Origin of the sequence: Psychrobacter sp. NPDC077938, from assembly GCF_044542635.1 — a bacterium.
Classification (GTDB): Bacteria; Pseudomonadota; Gammaproteobacteria; order Pseudomonadales; family Moraxellaceae; genus Psychrobacter.
Window position 1 is genome coordinate 183,793 of the sequence record NZ_JBITUW010000002.1, and the last position, 18,038, is coordinate 201,830.

Consider the following 18,038-nt stretch of genomic DNA (forward strand, 5'->3'; position numbering starts at 1 on the left):
GTTTAGCTGAATTGAATAATTTATGTCCTTATAAATTTACATATTACTGTCATGTGCTATAGATATATTATGCGCTCACCTAGATATACACGCAAGCAACCCAGTCTGTCTGTTGCAGACCTAACAGTCATCAAAATAACATAATTCAAACATTGAAAAATAAAATTAATATTATTAAAAACAAAGCAGTATGCGCGAACATACTGCTTACTTGAAACCTATAGCTGATGTTTGAAGGTTACGATTTATACGTCAAAAACCTTGTGAAATAACAAAAATCTACATCATTCTTGTAGCTGCTTATGCAAAATTCTTCGCAACGTCAAAATGGTCTGCGGATTGGTCTGAATACTATGACCGCCATTGATAATTGTTTCAGACGCAGCACCATCGAGATGGGCACTGTTATAAGGGACGATACCATCTGACAAACGCTCGGTCAGTGCTTGACTGATATCATCATTGACTGTCACAGCGGCAACAAGCGGCTCAGGTGATAGCTGTGATGTCTCAGTATTGTCACTCACATCAACGCTCACCGTTTCATTTCCAGCATTGTCTTCTACCGCTTGCGACAAATCAATTTTGGCACCATTTGGTTGTGTTTGTGCCAACCCTTTAGTGATATCGGCATCATTGTTGGCAATGATTGAATGGTAAGTGATCCGCTCATTCATAGTGATGTCTTTGGTTAACTCTATAAAAGAAGACTTGTCACTTAACTGGCTGGCACCGTTCTGCAAATACAATGCGCCCAGTGGGTTTTGCGCCAAGTCGCCTTGTGTGGCAATGGTCGCTAAGTTATCTGTGAATGTCTTGACCAGACCTACGGGTAAGTAAACGATGCGGCGTAGTGCACGGGTAAACCAGCGATCTGCATAATCGGTACCACGGAAAGGTGCAGATAGAAAAACAGCGGTGTCTACTTGCGGCAGTGCCTGTAGCTCAAAACGTTCCTTTAACTCATCTTCACCAAAAGATGTTTTGAGCGCGTTACGGATTTGCTGTTTTTCATTGCTAGAGAGGATATCTTTGTCATTGAGCTTATCTAAATCATCGACTAAATTTTCATCAGACAGCATCATGCGAGCGATAATGGCACCCATACTATGACTGATAATCACACTGTTCTGACTGGCACGATTTTGTCCATTGGGATCGGTCTGCTGGTAGGTGCTGTTGATTAACTGCTGAATCTGGTAGCGATTTTCTAAAATAGGCAGGTTGGTTGGATAGAATATCTGCCAAACTTGGTAGTTATCACGCAGCTTGTCATCATTAAGAATATCGTTGGTCAGATTTACCCATGTGGCCGGACTAGAGGCCAACCCATGCAACATAATCAACACGCGCTTATCAGGATCATAAGGCTCGAGCATGAATAGTTTGGGCAGCTGAGCATCTGGCTGGCGCGTAATCAAGTTTAAATAACCCACACCATCTAACTGGTTTTCTGATAGCCATAAGCCATATCCCGCGGAAAAGTTGGCTGCCAGTGGGTAGTCATCATTGAGAATATTAACGGATTCGGTTTGGTACGGATTGTATAAATGAATATCAAGCTTACGACTGCCTAGCGCATCTAATACGCTATCGCCATCTGGCTTGATCAGACCCGTTAATAACAGGTGCCCAGTCGGATAAATACGAGAGCTTGGCTCGCTGTCGTCGGTGTTTTTATCTTCATTTGTTAGTCGACCAGATAATGAGGCGACTAGCAATTGACGGATTGTGGTGGTGTAGCGATCATCCAACGACGCCACCAAGCTGATGCCTAAACCGGGACGCTTACTCACAGAATTGAGACCAGATAGTCGCAGCTCATAAGTAGATGATAAGTCTGCCAAAGCGGAAGTTTGTTTATGGGCATTTTGCAGATAGTTGTTTTCGTTGGGCAAGTAAATGTCGAGGTTATAGTCATCTACGGTAACTTTCATGACTTTGACTTGGTCTGTTGCTTTGCCCTTTAGCGGTGGTCGATTGGCAATCGCTGCTTCATCAGTATTGTCACGCTTGGTAGAAGTTATCGGTAGATATTCTACTGTTGTATCACCCATCAATTTATTGGCGTTTTCAGTCGACTGATAAATTTGAGTAATAACGTCATTGCTAGCAGCGTTATAAATATCTTGGGTTTGGATATCATTGTCATTCGGAATACGGTTTTGCGCACGAATGCCATTGCTATTTTGTTCTGCACCTTCGAAGTCATGGGTTAAACTGTCATAAAACAGATAGGTGTAGCTGTATTTGACGGCATCAAACAACCTTGCTTGATAATCGGTTAAGCACAGGTCGGTCTCTTTTTGCTGTGTTTTTGCGTCATCATCACTTAAGGGCGCATTGGCGTAATACGGATCAAGTGGCGGGCGTGCAAGCGCATTACGACAGTTTTTTGAATCAGATAGTTGACGCGCTTTTGCATAGTGCAGTTCTGCAAAAATAGCTAAGGCAGGCCGATAGTGCCTGTTAAGCATACTGTCAGAGAGCTGAGTCAAACATAAGTCAAATTGCTGCATACAGGCTTGCTCATTCAGTCCTGCTGATAATAAAGCAGATGCTGTATCGCTGCTTAGCGCATTGTCAGTGACAATATTACCGCGCTGCGCTGAGATGGTCTTGGCAGAGGCTTGTTTATCGACCGTCACCGTACTACACGCTGGTAGCAATACTGCTGCCGCCAAAAGCATAAGTGACGTAATGGGCAGGGTTTTTTTATTAGTATGCATTACTGTCTGTTTGCTAAAGCTAGCGAAAGTCATAAGTCAGTCCAATAAACGGTAGTTATGAGAGTACGAGTAATGAAGGTAGCAATTGATAATGAGTGTAGCGCAACTTTTGACGTTAGACTATTCATTTGCAGCTCTACAAAGGCGAATCTTAAAACGAATGAGTTTCTACTAGTCGAAAAAAAACGCTTTCGTCTTATAGATATAAAACAAAAGCGCTTGGTATTTAAAGCTTAGATTATTTAGTAAATATTTGACCTAGTGAAGGTCTTATGAAACAAATATCTTATGAATCAAACCCTCAATAGCTAATCTCAACAAGCACATAATTTCTAAGCACCTGGTTTTACACTGATATCAGGAGCAGGAATATCCCAAATGTAGAATTTGCCTTCTTCAACGAGTTTGATTTGTTGAGGAATAACAGTATTGTTAGGGTATTGCCCTTCAAGACGACGTAAGCGTTCTAACGCATTAGCGCGGCGGTCACTAAGTAGATCTGACTGTGCCAAGCTTTGTTCTGCTTCGGTATATCCTAAAGCGACAGCGCGGTCTAGATACTTTTGACCTTCTTTGAAACCGCCACCTTCTGATAGCATCATGCCGTATAGGAAGTTAGCCTCACCACTATCAGGTTGCAGCTTGATAGCGCGATCGACATACTGGCCACCACGTACCGTGTAGTCTGAACCCAAGTCTAGGTTACGACCCATGCCGTTTAGCTTAGCAGCACGAAGCAATACATCAAAAGACGCATCTGGCGACTTGGCATATGGTTCGATCCAATCAGCCAATACTTTGATTTTCTCACGTGTGTAATGGCGCTGTGAGCGGTTAGGGAAGTTTGGTGGGTAATGACGCGCGTTAGGGGATACGTCAGCGATGAAATCGTCTAATAAGCTAACATCAAGCTTATCAGTACCTAGCCCTTTTTGTTGCGGAATCAGTACGGTTTTGACAAAGCTCATGTCTGAGAGCTGTACTTGCGGTGTAGGAATATTTGGAAGTTGTCCGCTACGCAAGTCGATACCGGTAGCTGTCATTGGACCAGGCTCATAGACACGAGTAGTGCCGTTCATGACAGGTGCAGCAGCAGGCGACATCATTTGCGGTGTTTGAGGTTGAGCAGTGCTAACAGATGCATTGTTTTGCAGAGTGCCGCTTAGTTGCATGTTAGTTGTTTGCGCATTAGTCGGCTGGCTGTTGCTCGCAGGTGTTGCTGGCAAGCTTGTTTGAGCGGCATTGGCTTGAGCAGGACTGATAGCTGCATTAGGACGAGCAAGACGAATCACACGTTTGCTTGAGTCCATTGCACTAGGTACAGCCGTTGCAGTGGCATCAGTTTCTGCAGCGTTCACAGGTGCAGATAACAGCATGGCACAGGTTGCAGCCATAACGGTCAACGTTGCAAACTTTGGTGACTTAATAGAGTGGCTACTAGAGAGAATCGCTTTCATAAAAATCGTTACCTTGTTTAATTTATTTGGTTGTTATTCATTGATTGGACGGTAATATAAATAGCGCATTGCTGCAAAATCGTACAAATTTTTAATACCGTAGCAAATTAAGCTTCACGCTATCTGTGGTAGGATTGTTAATTGCTAGAATTAAGCAAACCTACGTAAATCTGTGCAGACGTTGATGGGTAAGAAAGTCGACAACAGCAGCTAATAACAGTATCTGTAACCATAAGTTATAAGTGATAAGCGGTATCTTTCATACGATTTGCCATCCATCGCATGGTCCGACGTACTGCCGGAGACAGGGCAGCGCCGCCACTTGCAAGTGCTAGCTCGCGATGATGCAGCTCCTCTTTATCCATTTGTGCCAGTATTTCTTTTGAGCGCTGATCATGTTCAGGTAGCTGCTTGATATGATCCTGTAAATGCTCGCTGACCTGCGCTTCTGTCTCCGCTACAAACCCTAGACTAAACTCATTTGAGATCGCGCCTGCGACTGCACCGAGTCCAAAAGACATACCGTACCAAAGCGGCGTAAATACGCTGGCATGGCTACCAAGTTCGCTTAGACGAGTCTCGCACCAGACCAAATGATCGACTTCTTCTTCGGCCGATTGTTGCATGGCTTGTTTGACACCACTATCTTTTGCGGCAAACGCTTGGCCATGGTATAGACCCTGCGCACATACTTCACCTGTATGATTGATACGCATAAGACCTGAAACGTGCCGTGCCTCTGTGATGGTCAGCTCAGGAATCTCATCGCTACTGACGGGCAACGGACGCGTGCTTGGATTGGAATGTGGCACGACAGCTCGTAATGCCTTATCGACCCCAAGTAACAACTGGTCAATTTTAGATAAAGGACGCAGGGTCATAACTCACTCCTGATGGTGTTAAAAACTGTCAATAAAATGTATTACCGTTTAAACGCAACGGCATGATGCGTATTACTATAACAAACAATCCAAATTATCGGCTCGAATATTACTGTCTAGATAGCCCATAAATAATCTATAGATAGTGGGCAAACTACTATAGCTATCATAACTACGAAACCATCAGCGCAACATTAGACTGTATCTATGGAGCCAAACTTATTTAAGGCGCTAACCATATTTACGGTGCTATACCATCGTTGGTTTGGATAACGGCATGCTTAATATGTTTATTGAGCTTAATGTATAAGAACACGCCAAACACTATATTCAATAACCCTGTCACCAAGAATAGCTGCGGTAGTGTAAACCCTAAAACGTTTAAGATAACAATCGCAAAAATCGCTGATGTGACCATAAATATCGCATTAAAGATGTTATTCGCGCCAACAATACGTGCTCGATGACTCTTAGGTGCGTAGGCTTGCATAGAAGCATATAGCGGTACGATATACAAACCACCACTGAATCCTAATAAGAATAAATCCGCGAATACCCGCCAGCTACCACTTATATTAAACAAATCACCGATGCCAAGTAATGTGTCATTATTCACATTTATATCTAAACCTGAAAGTGAAAAATACAAATCAATAGCAAAGATACTTAATCCAGCAATACCGAATGGTAATAGACGCAAGCTGACTTTGTTTTTGGTCAATGTTTTGCACAGTACTGAACCGATTGACACACCAACAGAAAACAATGTGAGTAAGAAAATAACGACTGACTCATCACCAAGCAAAATCACCTTGCTGAACTCTGGCACTTGGGTCAAAAACGTCGCCCCATAAAACCAAAACCAGCTGTTGCCAAGAATGATAAAGAATAAAAAAGGCAGAGAGTATAAGTAACGTACAGTGGCTAAGCTGGTTGTAATAATATTCCAGTTAATCTTCAGGTCAGGCTGCATCGCTGGCATATTAGGAATATAGCGTGCAGCTAAATATCCCAAAACAGCGACAACCAACACTGTGGCACTAATCCAATATAATGAGTGTGATAGCTGAGTCAAAATACCAGCGACAATCATCCCGACCAAAATAGCCAGCGAAGTACCCATCTGAAAAAGGCCGTTGGCGCCGACCAGTTCATCCTCTTTCATCGCTTGCGGCAGATAAGCGTATTTGATCGGTCCAAAGAAGGTCGAATGTGTGCCCATCAAAAACAACGCGACAAATAGCAGTGCATACCATTCAAAGACAAAGCCGACTGCGGCAACTGCCATAATGACTAGCTCAAGGAGTTTGATAAACTTTGTGAGCTTTGATTTTTCATACTTATCAGCAATCTGTCCTGCCAAAGCAGAAAACAAAAAGTAGGGTAGGATGAATAACATGGCGGCCAAGTTATTAAGGATGCTGACCTCTACGCCCAATTTACTGGCAGCAGTATAAGTGAGCACCAGTATGAGCGCCTGCTTAAAAATATTGTCATTGAATGCGCCCAAAAACTGGGTGAAAAACATAGCGCTAAAACGACGGCGCTTGAATAACTGAAACTGGTTGGACATGGACATTCCTACAGATAAATCGCGACTGATAGAGAAAATAGCGGCGCTGAACGACAATTTTTTTATGATAATAATCGTAAATTTTATTAAAAACTATATCAAGATATAGCATAGGTTTTATCAATATTAAGCCGTATAATAGCAAGGCTTCGGTGAAAATACATGCAGTCAATGCTATGATTCGATATTTAACTAAGTTATGATTTATAAATTTTATGTGATTGCGTTTTAGGGTATAAATAGTAGTGAAAACAAAGGCTACTACCCATTAATGCTATCTATAAGCTAGTAGCCTTTTCTAAGCTAGTAGACCTATAAGGCAGTAGACACAGAGTGCTAAAGCCGACACTATAGATAACCAGTCATAAAATTAAAGTAGTAAACCATTAATTCCAGATAACTGCTATAAGTTTATTCACCGGTCAGACTTTACGATCGTTATCGTTGATAAGATTGTGCCGCGTGAGCTGATAGGACGTAAAGATGATAAAGCAGCCTTCAACTCGAGCATGCAAGGGTCTAATGATGCAGCGTGACACAGCCATAATCCAAAACGATAATAATAATCCAAGTACATATCCAGCAGCGCCGCGTAAAAATTTCAGACGCTCGGCATTGTGCACTGCGCTTGCGACCAGTTTGTTCGGTATAGCACCTGCGGCAATGGCAGATACCATTAATAATGTAAACAATACCGCTATCACCAACTCATCTGCTGCTGAGCAAACTGATAGCAATCAAACGCTTAGTAACCAGACTAACAATAGTCAAAGTGCGAATGAGCAAGCATCTATCAAGCAATCAGCTACATTGTTCGATGACGATACTCAGCTAGATATGGCTCTAGATGCGCTACGTCTAAAAAAAGCAGTAGAGCAAGGCATCATCGATCAGTCAGTATTGGACGACTATAGCGAACAAAGCCTAGGAATTAAAAAACCTAACTCGACAAAGTCAGGATCTAAAAACGCAACTTCTCAAAACAAAAACGCTCAAAATCTAGAAACTTTCACTGATAGTCCGAGTACTTCATATAATCCAAATAACGCTCAATCAATCGCTTCTAATGATGACCTGTTGCAACAAGCAGCTGAGATTCAGCAGCAGGGTTATCAAATGATGACCCCTGAGCAGATCGATCGTGAGTTAGCGGCAATGGATGCGCAGAATGCTCAAGATATTGATAGTATCAATATTAGCAATAATGACAGTGACTTTGATGCGCCAATCGCTACGTTAGATGATACAACATCGCCAATTGGTCTCGATGTAGAGCTAGATGCGACAAACTTGCCAGCGCCTAACAACCTTGATACGTTGGGTAGAAGTGAAACAACGCAAGAACAGCCGAGCACAGCTGAAGGGATGTCACGTCCGATTGAGGTAAGTGGTGCTTTGAGCAATGAAGATGTCGCTAGGAATGAAGCTATTGTTAAGAATGAAAATGGCCTGACGACTGATGATAGTAGTGATGAGTTGATAGCTGGTACGAATGTGCCTGCCAATGTAGAAGGTACGACGACAGATATTATCAATCCTAATGACTATCTACCAGATTATCAGAATGATACTCAGGCCGTTGATCAAAGTATCGAACAAGCCAATAGACCACGGCCACGCGCGCGCAATAGAGGTAATATCGTGACGCGTCTGTATAATCGCTTTTTTAACGACGGTGGCGTGGTTGCTTTGCCAAATGTAGAAACCGCTATTTATCTAGAGCAAGTATCTGCTGAAGACTCGCCTAATGGTAAGGCTCAACTGATTGAGGCTGATAATGACATTCAGCCAATGAAAAACATCAAAGCAGCACTGGATGATACTTCCGTTCAGTCGGTTATTGACTTTACTGCGGCATTGCCACGTTTGCGCGAAACAGCACAGAATGCTGCTAAAGCCGTTGGTTACTATGAGGTTGAGATGCGCTTGACCCAACCTGATCGCGATACAGTTAATGTTGTGATTGAAGAGCTAGGCGAGCCGGTACTGGTAGACAGCCGTATTATTGAGATTCGCGGTGAGGGTAGTGAACAGGAAGAGTTTGCATCGCTTGAGGCAGACTTGCCACCGCAAGAAGGTGATATTTTTAATCATCGTGTCTATAAGAGCAGTAAAGCGGCCTTAGAATCTTTGAGTAATACCTACGGCTACTTTGACCAGTATTGGCTGAACAAATCCGTTGATATCATCTTGCCTGATAACAAAGCAGATGTCTCGTTGGTTTATAACACGGGTGATCGCTACGAGTTTGACGATGTGGTGTTTTTTACCTACGACAAAGAAACCAATACGCTGACCCAAGATCCTGACAAGCTACCAGTAGAGCTTTCATTATTACAACAGCTCTATGGCTTTACGCCGGGCGAGCCATTTTATCGTCCCGCAGTTACGAAGTTTAGTAATGACTTATCGGCAACTCGTTACTTTAATACGGTCAACGTCGAGTCGATACTACCACCAACTGATAGTAGTGAAGCTGGTACCTTAGCGTTTGACAATGCTGCTACCGAGGGTAACGACACATTAGATGACGATATTAACAATGTAGACAATGATGGCATCGCAGATCTGAGTAGCAATGATGGCGCAGCTGCCTTAAATGTGACTGCTAGCAAAGAAGATACGGTTAACGATAATAGCGACATAGGCGCAGAGAGCGATGATGCTCTGAGTGCTAACAGCGGCGAGACGGTCAATGAAGCGGATATCGCTGCTATTGATTTTGAAGCTGATGAAGCCACCCTTGATAAGCTACAAGCTATCAGACAAAAAGCAGAACGACTAAGCCGCTTGCCGAATGATCGCGTGCTTGATGAAAAAGATCAGGAAGCTGATAACCTATTGGGTAAAATCAGTGACTCAATTAGTAATGTTGCACAAAAGATATTCCCTGATGAAAAGAGTCTGATCGCTGACGAGAACTTTGTACCGCCAACGCTAGCAGGACGTAAAACGCCACAAGACGTTGCAGAAAGCAAAAAAGTACCTTTATATGTGTTTGTATACGCGGATAAACCGCGTGATGCTCAAGTTGGTCTGGGTTATGGAACAGATACTGGCGTTCGCGCCACCGCAAAAATAGACTATAACTTGCTCAATCGCCAAGGCTATCAAGCGGGTGCAGAAACAGAAGTATCGAGAATCAGCAAAAACGTGGCTGTATACGCCAGTCGCCCATGGAAGCATCCGCTCAATGATAAGTTAGATGGGCGTCTTACTTATGAAGAGGAAGTGATTGACCAAGGCGAAGGTAATTTCGATCTGTCGACGACAACGCTGAAGGCGGCTTTAGCACGTAATATCCGTAGTGATACTGGGTGGAATCGCAGCTACTCTGTGCGTTACCGCTTGGATGAGCTTGAAACGGGGGTTGATGGAGCAGCATTAGATGATCTGCCTATCCGCTTTACCTCTTCAAGTCCGAAACAGCGCGCGCTATTGTTTGGCTATGGTATGAATAAAACAGATACTGACAATGCTACCAATCCAACGCAAGGCATGCGCCAGTACTATTCAATCGAGGCTGGCACTGATAGCGCATTCAGTGATACCGATATGGCGATTATTCGCGCAGGCGTTAGTGGTATTTATAGCTTTGGCGAAGACAAAAAGCATCAAGTATTAGGTAGTGCCAATACAGGTTATATCTGGGCGGATGATTTTTACGATGTGCCTTATAAGTTGCGTTTCTTTGCAGGTGGCGATCAGAGTATCCGTGGTTATGACTATGAGAGCTTGTCACCATTAGATAAAGGCTATCTAACGGGCGGGCAGGTACTAGCGGTCGGTAGTGCTGAGTATAACTATGAATTTAAACCAGGTTTCCGTGGCGCATTCTTCACTGATGTCGGTAATGCCTACGACAAAGATTTTGACACTGAGACAAAAGTGGGCGTTGGTGTCGGTATCCGCTGGGCATCGCCTGTAGGAATGGTACGTGTCGATGTGGCTGCTGGTGTGACCGAGGAAAGCATTCCAGTACGACTACACTTCTTTATTGGTTCACCGTTATAATCGCTTAATGTAGTAGTTCCAAATGTTTAGTAGCTCCAAATGTTCTAATCATCACTTATCGTACCGATTGCTGGTCTTCATTTTTTAACGTAGTTGAGTGTCATGCTGACAGAAAATACCCCGCCTAATAATGCTCCAGACGAAGATCCAGCACAGCGTGATGCCCGTGCCGTTAGGCGTTGGTATCCGTTGTCATTTCTGCTCAAACTGCTGGTATTGGTACTTATCGTACTGGCGATCATGTTTGCTATATTCTTTTATGCGGCAGGTACTGACGCTGGTACGAAGTTTATACTAGAGAAAATCAGTGTTGAAACAGGTATTGATTTCAAATACGGACGTGGTAACTTGCGTGATGGTATTTGGGTCACTGATATCGATATTGAAGCGACTGAAGATCTTGAGATATTAGTAGATAAGGCCTATGTGAAAATAGGCTGGCGCGCAGTATTTGCAAAAGAAGTGCATTTAAGTGATGCAGACATCCAGACCATAGAGATCATCAATAAAAAACCGCCTACTGGTGAACCGTTTGATTATAAAACTTTAAAGTTGCCAGTGAATTTGCGTTTTGACCAAGCAAAAATTAAGAAAATTACTTATAAGCAAGTAACCAAAGATCCTATCGTTATTCAAGATATTACGGCGCGTGACCTGACGTGGGTGGGTAGTACGGTGACTGTTGGCCGTGGTGATTTGCAGTATGCTGATATCGTGAAAGTCAGTGCCTTACAAGGAGAGATTGACCTACAGGGCGACTATCCACTAGATTTGAGTGCGATTGCGGAAGTCAGCGCCCTTGAAAAAGCCTATATCGACCCATTGAATATCTCTGCAACGGGAACGCTTAAACGTACTGTCGGTAAAGTACGTAGTCGTTATAACGATAGCGATGTGAGAGGCGACTTTGTAGTACAGGGGTTGGATGCGGGTGCGCCGTTCGATGCAAAACTACAGTGGGATGATATTCTTATCCCTTACGCTGATAGCCAAAACATTCGCCTACAAAGCGGTATGGCTACAGCTTCTGGTGTCATCTCTGAGATACGATTACGTATCAATACTGAATTGACGGCCAAAGATATTCCATCAGGTCATTACCAAGGCCGCGCCGTTATTGCCAACAGTCAGCTACGTATAGATCGCCTAGATGCTGACGTGCCAGCGGGACGTTTGGCGTTACAAGGTATTTTAGATTGGAAAGACAGCTTTGAGGCCACGGTGCGTGCGACAGGCAGCAACTTTGATATTCGCCAAGCTATTCCGGCTGAGTATACCGACTTCAAAGCTTATGCCCCGCAAACCCTTAACGGTAGGCTGTCACTGCGTTATCAGCAGCAGAATTCTACTGGTAACACGCAGATCGATGCAGATTTGCGTCAGCGCGATGGTGAGCACATCAATGCCAATATGGTCCGTGGTAAAACTTCTGCTAAATCTAAGCAAGTTGCGCCTTGGTATATTGATGCTAACTGGAAAAACCTAACCCGCCGTAACGTACCCAATATTGGCAATATCGACAGTCCTAGTGGGCAGGCGGACGTCATCGTTCGTGGTTCGACCCTATCAGTCGATGCCAATGCCGTTATCAATGAACTAAATGCTGCCCCCAAGGGCAACTATGATCTACGTATACGTAAGGCTGGTGATGTCATTGATATCAATCGTCTTAATTATAACGGCATAGTAGGAGACTTATCCGGCACAGGACAGATTCAGTTAGCGAACAAACAGCGTCCACTGACATGGCAGATTGATGCCAGTACCAAAGGTTTACTTCCTAAGAAATATCGTAGCGATTTACCGCTTGAGCGCCTAACAGGTAGTATAAGTGCACGTGGTCGACTGCTAAACATCACCAAAAATGGTGTCAGCGGACAGCGTCATGTGATTACTTTAAACAATACCGATATGCAAGCGCAGCTCGATGCGACGCAAGCGGATCGTGCTATCGGTATTACTGGTGCTGGTGATGCCAGTGTCGATATCGTAGGTGGTGAGCTGTCAGTATTTGATGCGCGTTTTGATGGTCGGATTGATACAGCAGATGTACCACAAGGTCGTCTATCTATCGATGCTGCGGGTACGCCAAAGCTGATTAGTATTCGTAAGCTGAACTATAAAGGTGAAGCGGGCGCAGTTGATGCGAAAGGTGTTATCGACTTACGTAAAAATATCGGCTGGAATATAGATGGTCGTTTTGACCAGTTCAACTTGGGTTATTTTTTACCCAACAATCCAGCGATAATCACAGGCGATCTAAAGACCAGTGGCGAATGGCAAAATGCGCCAAAAAATAGCAAAAACACCGCAGGCACATTGCAGCGCTTTGCCGTAAATTTTAACGGCATATTAGATGCCGAGCAATTGCCAGCAGGTAAGCTGAATATAGAAGCCAGTGGTGACAGTCAGCTGATACGTATCAATCGTTTCCGTCATGTGGGTGCGGCAGGTAGTATCGATGCCAGCGGTACCGTTGATGTGCGTCAAGGCGTTGCGTGGGATATCAACGCGGTGATGGATCGTTTTAACATTGGCTATTTCCTAAAAGATACCCCGAGCCTTATCACTGGTACGATTGACACAGATGGCCGCTGGAGTGACACGCAGCAGATCGTCAATATTAAACAAGTCAATCTGAATGGCATGCTAAAAGGGCAGCAACTGAGTGCTAAAGGCAGCCTATCAGCGAAAATGCGTTTGCCTAAAGATTTAGCAAGTTACTTCAAACAACTTCAGACCCAAGATGCCCAAGCACAATATAAGCAAGTAAATGCTTTGATTGATAGCTTAAATGCTAATAACCTTGTGCTGCGTTGGGGTGATAATTACGTCACGGCTAACGGCAATGCCAAGCAGCTACAAACCAAAATTAACATTACCAGTCTAGATCAGCTGTCTAGTCAACTGGCTGGCAAAGTCACTGGCGGTGCCACGCTGTCTCAACCAGCTGGACAAGCACTGCCTACTATTCATATTGATTTGGTCGGTGAGAGACTCGCGCTACCTGGCTTTATATTGCGTCAAGGCCGTGTACGCGGCAAGCTGGTCAACTTAGCCAATAGCCCAAGCCAGTTAATCGTGACGGCTGAAGGTCTAGATGCTGCTGGTCAAAGTTTCGATAGTGTCAAAGCGTCTTTTAATGGTACCGAAAAGTCTCATGTGGTCGATCTCAATGTGGCCAATAAGCAACTCGATGTCGGTGCTAGGCTAAAAGGTGGTTTTGATCGAGATAGGCTAAGCTGGTCAGGTGTCATTGGAAAAGGCCGCATTAAATCTAAATATGCGACTTTGAATCAATTGCAACCTGCACAGCTGATTGTGAATTTACCTTACAATCAAGGTGGTGAAAACCGTGATCTAAAAGTACAGCTTGCCGCTCACTGCTGGCAGGCCACGGATCAAACTGGCAAGCTTTGTTTACGTGAAAAATTAGTGGCATCGCCAGACCAAGGTGAAGTCAATGTAGCGTTGCAGAATTTAGACACGTCGTTATTCTCAGTGTTCTTACCAGAAGATATTGACTGGAATGGCAAGATTAATGGTAAAGCAATCGTCGGATGGCAACGTGGTCGTCCGCCAACTATCAATACCACGCTATACTCAGACAATGGCAAGATTGGCCTCGTTCAAGATGGCGAAAGCACATCAATGACTTTGCCATACAAGCGCGTGTCTCTCATTGCTCTGTCTGTGCCTGAGGGTATCAAGCTGCGTACTGATATCAATACTGGACGCGGTGCGCGTGGCTATGCTGAAGTGATCGTCGATCCTTATAAAGACCCTAAACCAATCTCTGGTGCATTGGTGCTGAACGAGCTTGATCTTGCGATATTTAAGCCTTTCTTCCCTGGTATGCGTGTCCTAAGAGGTAACGTCACAATGGCGGGTGGCCTAGGTGGTACCTTAACCAAACCGCAGTTCTATGGCGACGTAAAACTCTCTGACGGCCGTATAGCCATGCTTGATTTGCCCGTGAATCTGTCCAAAGTAAATGCGGCAGCCAAAATCCGCGGCACGCAAGCGACTATTGACGGCACATTCAATAGTGGTACAGGTGAAGGCGAATTGTCAGGGACAGTCAATTGGCAGCAAAAACTGCAGGCCAAATTGAGTATTGTCGGTGAAGGCCTAGTCATTACTCAGCCGCCATTACTGGTCGCTGAAATTGACCCTGATATCGATATTATCGTGCGCCCAGGCGATCGTTATGTCGACATAAAAGGGGCGATCAGTGTGCCGTCTGCGACCATTCGTCCGCCTGAAGCCAGCGAAGATATCATTACTCAAACCGAAGATGCAGTCGTACTAGATCGTCGTTTGATTGGCAATATCGATGAAGTACTGGCTATCTCAAAACCTTGGTCCATCAATGCTGATATCGGTGTTGATTTGGGTGATGATATCAACTTCCGTGGTTTTGGCGCCGTTATTCCATTGGCAGGTGCGATTAATGTGAGTCAGAATGGCACAGGTATCATGCGTGCCAGAGGTGTTGTGCAGGTCTCACGCCGTACCAATATCAATGCCTTTGGCCAAAGCCTAGAGCTGAATTATGGTCAAGTGCGTTTCAATGGCGATGTGATGAAGCCCAGCTTGAGTATTGAAGCAGCCAAAACCATTAATGGCAAGACAGTAGGTCTGCGTGTCAAAGGAACGACTGAAAGCCCCAATATTGTCGTCTTTAACAATGCAGGTCTGACCCAACAACAAGCCATGAATGCGTTGGTGACAGGCCGTATCGATAACAAGAGCGCGACGCAAATCAGTGAGCAAGGGTTTAAGTCGCAAGTGACTAATAATCTGGCCGCCGCTGGATTGAGCTTTGGTCTGAGTGGCACTCGTAGCCTGACCAATCAAATCGGACAGGCGTTCGGCTTGCAGAGTCTGACAGTCGATGCCTCAGGTAGCAGCGAAGATACTAATGTCAACGTCACAGGTTATGTGACCCCTGATTTATACATTCGCTATGGTGTGGGTGTTTTCAACGCCCAAAACAGTCTTTCTGTTCGTTATCAATTGACACGCCGTATCTATGTGGAAGCAAGCTCAGCAGCTGAAAATGCAGTGGATGTGGTCTATAGTTGGCAGTTCTAAATTGTTTATTAGGGCATGTCCTCAATTCAATCGATAGTTATCTAAATGGGTTAAAAATGGCTAAATCTTGCCAAATGGCGTCAAATAGCTGACTAATATCTCGATATTATCTGCGCTATTTTCCTTGTTTGACTGCAATTTATCTCATTTTTATCACCATTTTTAAAATGAGGACACGCCCTAGTAAGACAACTGCTTTCTAGTCGGTGTTAACTGAGAGAGCTTTTTAAATTATTTTTGAGCTGTATGACCTATAAAAAAACGCCTCATAATGAAGGCGTTTTTTTATAGAAGTATTGAAAAAGGTGTCACTGAAATAAACGTTACTTGGTTAGAATCAAGCGATTATTGCGAGTTAGGCGTAGTCGATACTCTTCGCCTTCATGCTCGATACGTACCTCTTTAGTCAGTGCAAATAGATGTTGTGATTGCAAAGTAGGCAGACGGTTTTCACGACAGTTTAAATAACGAGAGATGACCATGCTCATAGTAAATTCCTTTTGAGAAGAAGTGGCTTAAAAAATTGGCTAACCATAGCGTAATTGTTTTTAACGATAATAATTATCATTTAGATTTGATAAATTTGCAAGGCAATTGATAAAATAAAATGCAGTTATTATGTAAACTTATCTAAGTTCGCTGTCATAAATCATCTCGAGTGAATATTTTATCTATATAAATTAGTAAGTTAGGTAGTAAATCTAAATAAATAATCTAGCCTATAAAAACTATTAAATTATCAAAAATAATCAGAGTACACACCGAAATAAAGGATATAAGTATGTTGAACGGGTCAAATCAACAATCAGAGACGAAGCCGGAAAGTAAGACAGATGGTAAGGCGAAAACTAACAAACCTAGCATTGTAAATGTTGCAGTGGCTGTCATTCATTATAAAGATCAGTATTTGCTTGGGTTTCGAGATGCTACTCAGCATCAAGGAAATCGTTACGAGTTCGTCGGTGGAAAGATAGAAGCGAATGAGTCAGCAGCGCAGGCATTGATAAGAGAAGTGGCTGAAGAGACGGGTATTCTGCTTGATAATGATACTATTGTTAAGCTTGGGCGTTTGCATCATGATTATGGCGACAAGCAGGTCAGCTTACAGGTTTATAAGATTGAGCTGACAGCAGAGCAGTACGAGCAGCATAAACACCGTGAGAAGGGTTTAGAAGGGCAGGTATTAACTTGGGTAAGCAAATCACAGCTTTTGGCAGGAGCGTATCATCTGCCCGCTGCTAATAAGACAATCCTTGAATGGTTGAAGCTCCCATCAAAGATAGCGATTACTTATCCTCTGGCACATTTCGGCACACATACTGATGCAGCGGCAGCATGGCTACAATATCACCAAGAAAACCTAGCATCAGAGTCGTGGGTATATATCCGATTGAAGGACGCAAGATCTAAGCATCTTTCTGAGCAATTGATAACGGCACGTCCAGATATTTTAGCGATTTTACCTAATGATAATGAGCAGCCTTTGAATGTTGAGGAATCATTAACCGCTAATGAGACAGAAATGGGCCAGCGAATAGTTGCCAAGCATCTGACACAAACGACACTGATGCAGTGTTTCGATGAGGTAGGCAGCTCTACAGTTCTCACACAGTCGCTATCTAAAGACCATCCGCTTATCGTCAGCTGCCATGACATCGCGAGCATAACAGCAGCCAATCAACTTGCTAGCATGCGCATACAGAATGCATTACCACCAGTGATTGGTACTTTCGTATCGCCTGTGCTCGCTACCCAAACGCATCCTGATGACACACCGCTTGGCTGGGAAGCATGGTCAGCATTAGCAGAGTTGGCTGATATGCCTGTTATTGGGTTAGGTGGTCTGGAGCCTGCAATGCTCAATCAAGCATTGCAATATGGCGGTATCAGTGTAGCAGGCATTCGTCAGTTTATATAATCCGCACGATTCAAGAAAGCTATCTACAATCTATAGTTCCATCTGCCCTAATGTGACCCGTATTAGACGTGCGTATTAAGCTTAGTAAGTTCAAATAACTGATTTTTAACTTAGTTATCCAGCAAGTAACTATGTGGTTATGATGTGTTCAAACAACACTCAAACCCCATAGTTACTTACAAACCGTTGCGTTTTCCTACATTGCACTACTGTTTTAATAGTCCAGTTGTCCTTAGTATATATTGCATATCTACGATACGTTGATCTTATTTCTATAGACGAGTGACTGACCAAAAGTGATGTTCAAAATACAATAATAAAAAAGCTTTTGTAGAGTCAAGTTTTGCACGAATAATTTATACCAAAGCA

The 18,038-nt window shown here is 43.7% G+C and carries 8 protein-coding genes; 3 read left to right on the forward strand and 5 right to left on the reverse strand.

What is annotated here, in order from left to right; all coding sequences use genetic code 11:
• Positions 1-284: 284 nt before the first annotated feature.
• The 4 genes from ACIGBM_RS04330 to ACIGBM_RS04345 form a co-directional block, all read right to left on the reverse strand.
• Positions 285-2,762, reverse strand: a complete 2,478-nt coding sequence (locus ACIGBM_RS04330) for an esterase/lipase family protein (protein ID WP_397476885.1) — start codon at positions 2,760-2,762, stop codon at positions 285-287.
• Positions 2,763-3,061: 299 nt separating this feature from the next.
• Entirely contained in the window at positions 3,062-4,186 is a 1,125-nt protein-coding gene (locus ACIGBM_RS04335; RefSeq protein ID WP_238053206.1) for a M48 family metallopeptidase, read from the reverse strand.
• A gap of 236 nt (positions 4,187-4,422) precedes the next feature.
• On the reverse strand, positions 4,423-5,067 hold the full coding sequence (gene coq7, locus ACIGBM_RS04340; protein WP_057759163.1) for a 2-polyprenyl-3-methyl-6-methoxy-1,4-benzoquinone monooxygenase: 645 nt from the start codon (positions 5,065-5,067) through the stop codon (positions 4,423-4,425).
• 241 nt (positions 5,068-5,308) lie between these two features.
• Positions 5,309-6,640: an MFS transporter gene (locus ACIGBM_RS04345; RefSeq protein WP_397476886.1), complete on the reverse strand. Its 1,332-nt coding sequence runs from the start codon at positions 6,638-6,640 to the stop codon at positions 5,309-5,311.
• Positions 6,641-7,123: 483 nt separating this feature from the next.
• Between ACIGBM_RS04345 and ACIGBM_RS04350 the strand changes: the two genes are divergently transcribed.
• Both ACIGBM_RS04350 and ACIGBM_RS04355 read left to right on the forward strand, forming a co-directional pair.
• Positions 7,124-10,654: an autotransporter assembly complex family protein gene (locus ACIGBM_RS04350; protein WP_397476887.1), complete on the forward strand. Its 3,531-nt coding sequence runs from the start codon at positions 7,124-7,126 to the stop codon at positions 10,652-10,654.
• A gap of 102 nt (positions 10,655-10,756) precedes the next feature.
• Entirely contained in the window at positions 10,757-15,751 is a 4,995-nt protein-coding gene (locus ACIGBM_RS04355) for a translocation/assembly module TamB domain-containing protein (RefSeq protein ID WP_397476888.1), read from the forward strand.
• A 323-nt stretch (positions 15,752-16,074) separates the two neighbouring features.
• Here the strand turns inward: ACIGBM_RS04355 and hemP are convergent, their stop codons facing one another.
• Positions 16,075-16,233: a hemin uptake protein HemP gene (gene hemP, locus ACIGBM_RS04360; RefSeq protein WP_227672156.1), complete on the reverse strand. Its 159-nt coding sequence runs from the start codon at positions 16,231-16,233 to the stop codon at positions 16,075-16,077.
• Between the two features lie 299 nt (positions 16,234-16,532).
• On the opposite strand from hemP, the gene ACIGBM_RS04365 reads away from it, so the two are divergent.
• Positions 16,533-17,669 (forward strand): NUDIX domain-containing protein, encoded by a 1,137-nt coding sequence (locus ACIGBM_RS04365; protein WP_397476889.1) that lies wholly within the window; start codon positions 16,533-16,535, stop codon positions 17,667-17,669.
• Positions 17,670-18,038: the final 369 nt, after the last annotated feature.

Bases quoted from the DNA above. Each gene is read 5' to 3' on its own strand.
- ACIGBM_RS04330 (WP_397476885.1), bottom strand. From the start codon at position 2,762: ATGACTTTCGCTAGCTTTAGCAAACAGACAGTAATGCATACTAATAAA.
- ACIGBM_RS04335 (WP_238053206.1), bottom strand. From the start codon at position 4,186: ATGAAAGCGATTCTCTCTAGTAGCCACTCTATTAAGTCACCAAAGTTT.
- coq7 (WP_057759163.1), bottom strand. From the start codon at position 5,067: ATGACCCTGCGTCCTTTATCTAAAATTGACCAGTTGTTACTTGGGGTC.
- ACIGBM_RS04345 (WP_397476886.1), bottom strand. From the start codon at position 6,640: ATGTCCAACCAGTTTCAGTTATTCAAGCGCCGTCGTTTTAGCGCTATG.
- ACIGBM_RS04350 (WP_397476887.1), top strand. From the start codon at position 7,124: ATGATAAAGCAGCCTTCAACTCGAGCATGCAAGGGTCTAATGATGCAG.
- ACIGBM_RS04355 (WP_397476888.1), top strand. From the start codon at position 10,757: ATGCTGACAGAAAATACCCCGCCTAATAATGCTCCAGACGAAGATCCA.
- hemP (WP_227672156.1), bottom strand. From the start codon at position 16,233: ATGGTCATCTCTCGTTATTTAAACTGTCGTGAAAACCGTCTGCCTACT.
- ACIGBM_RS04365 (WP_397476889.1), top strand. From the start codon at position 16,533: ATGTTGAACGGGTCAAATCAACAATCAGAGACGAAGCCGGAAAGTAAG.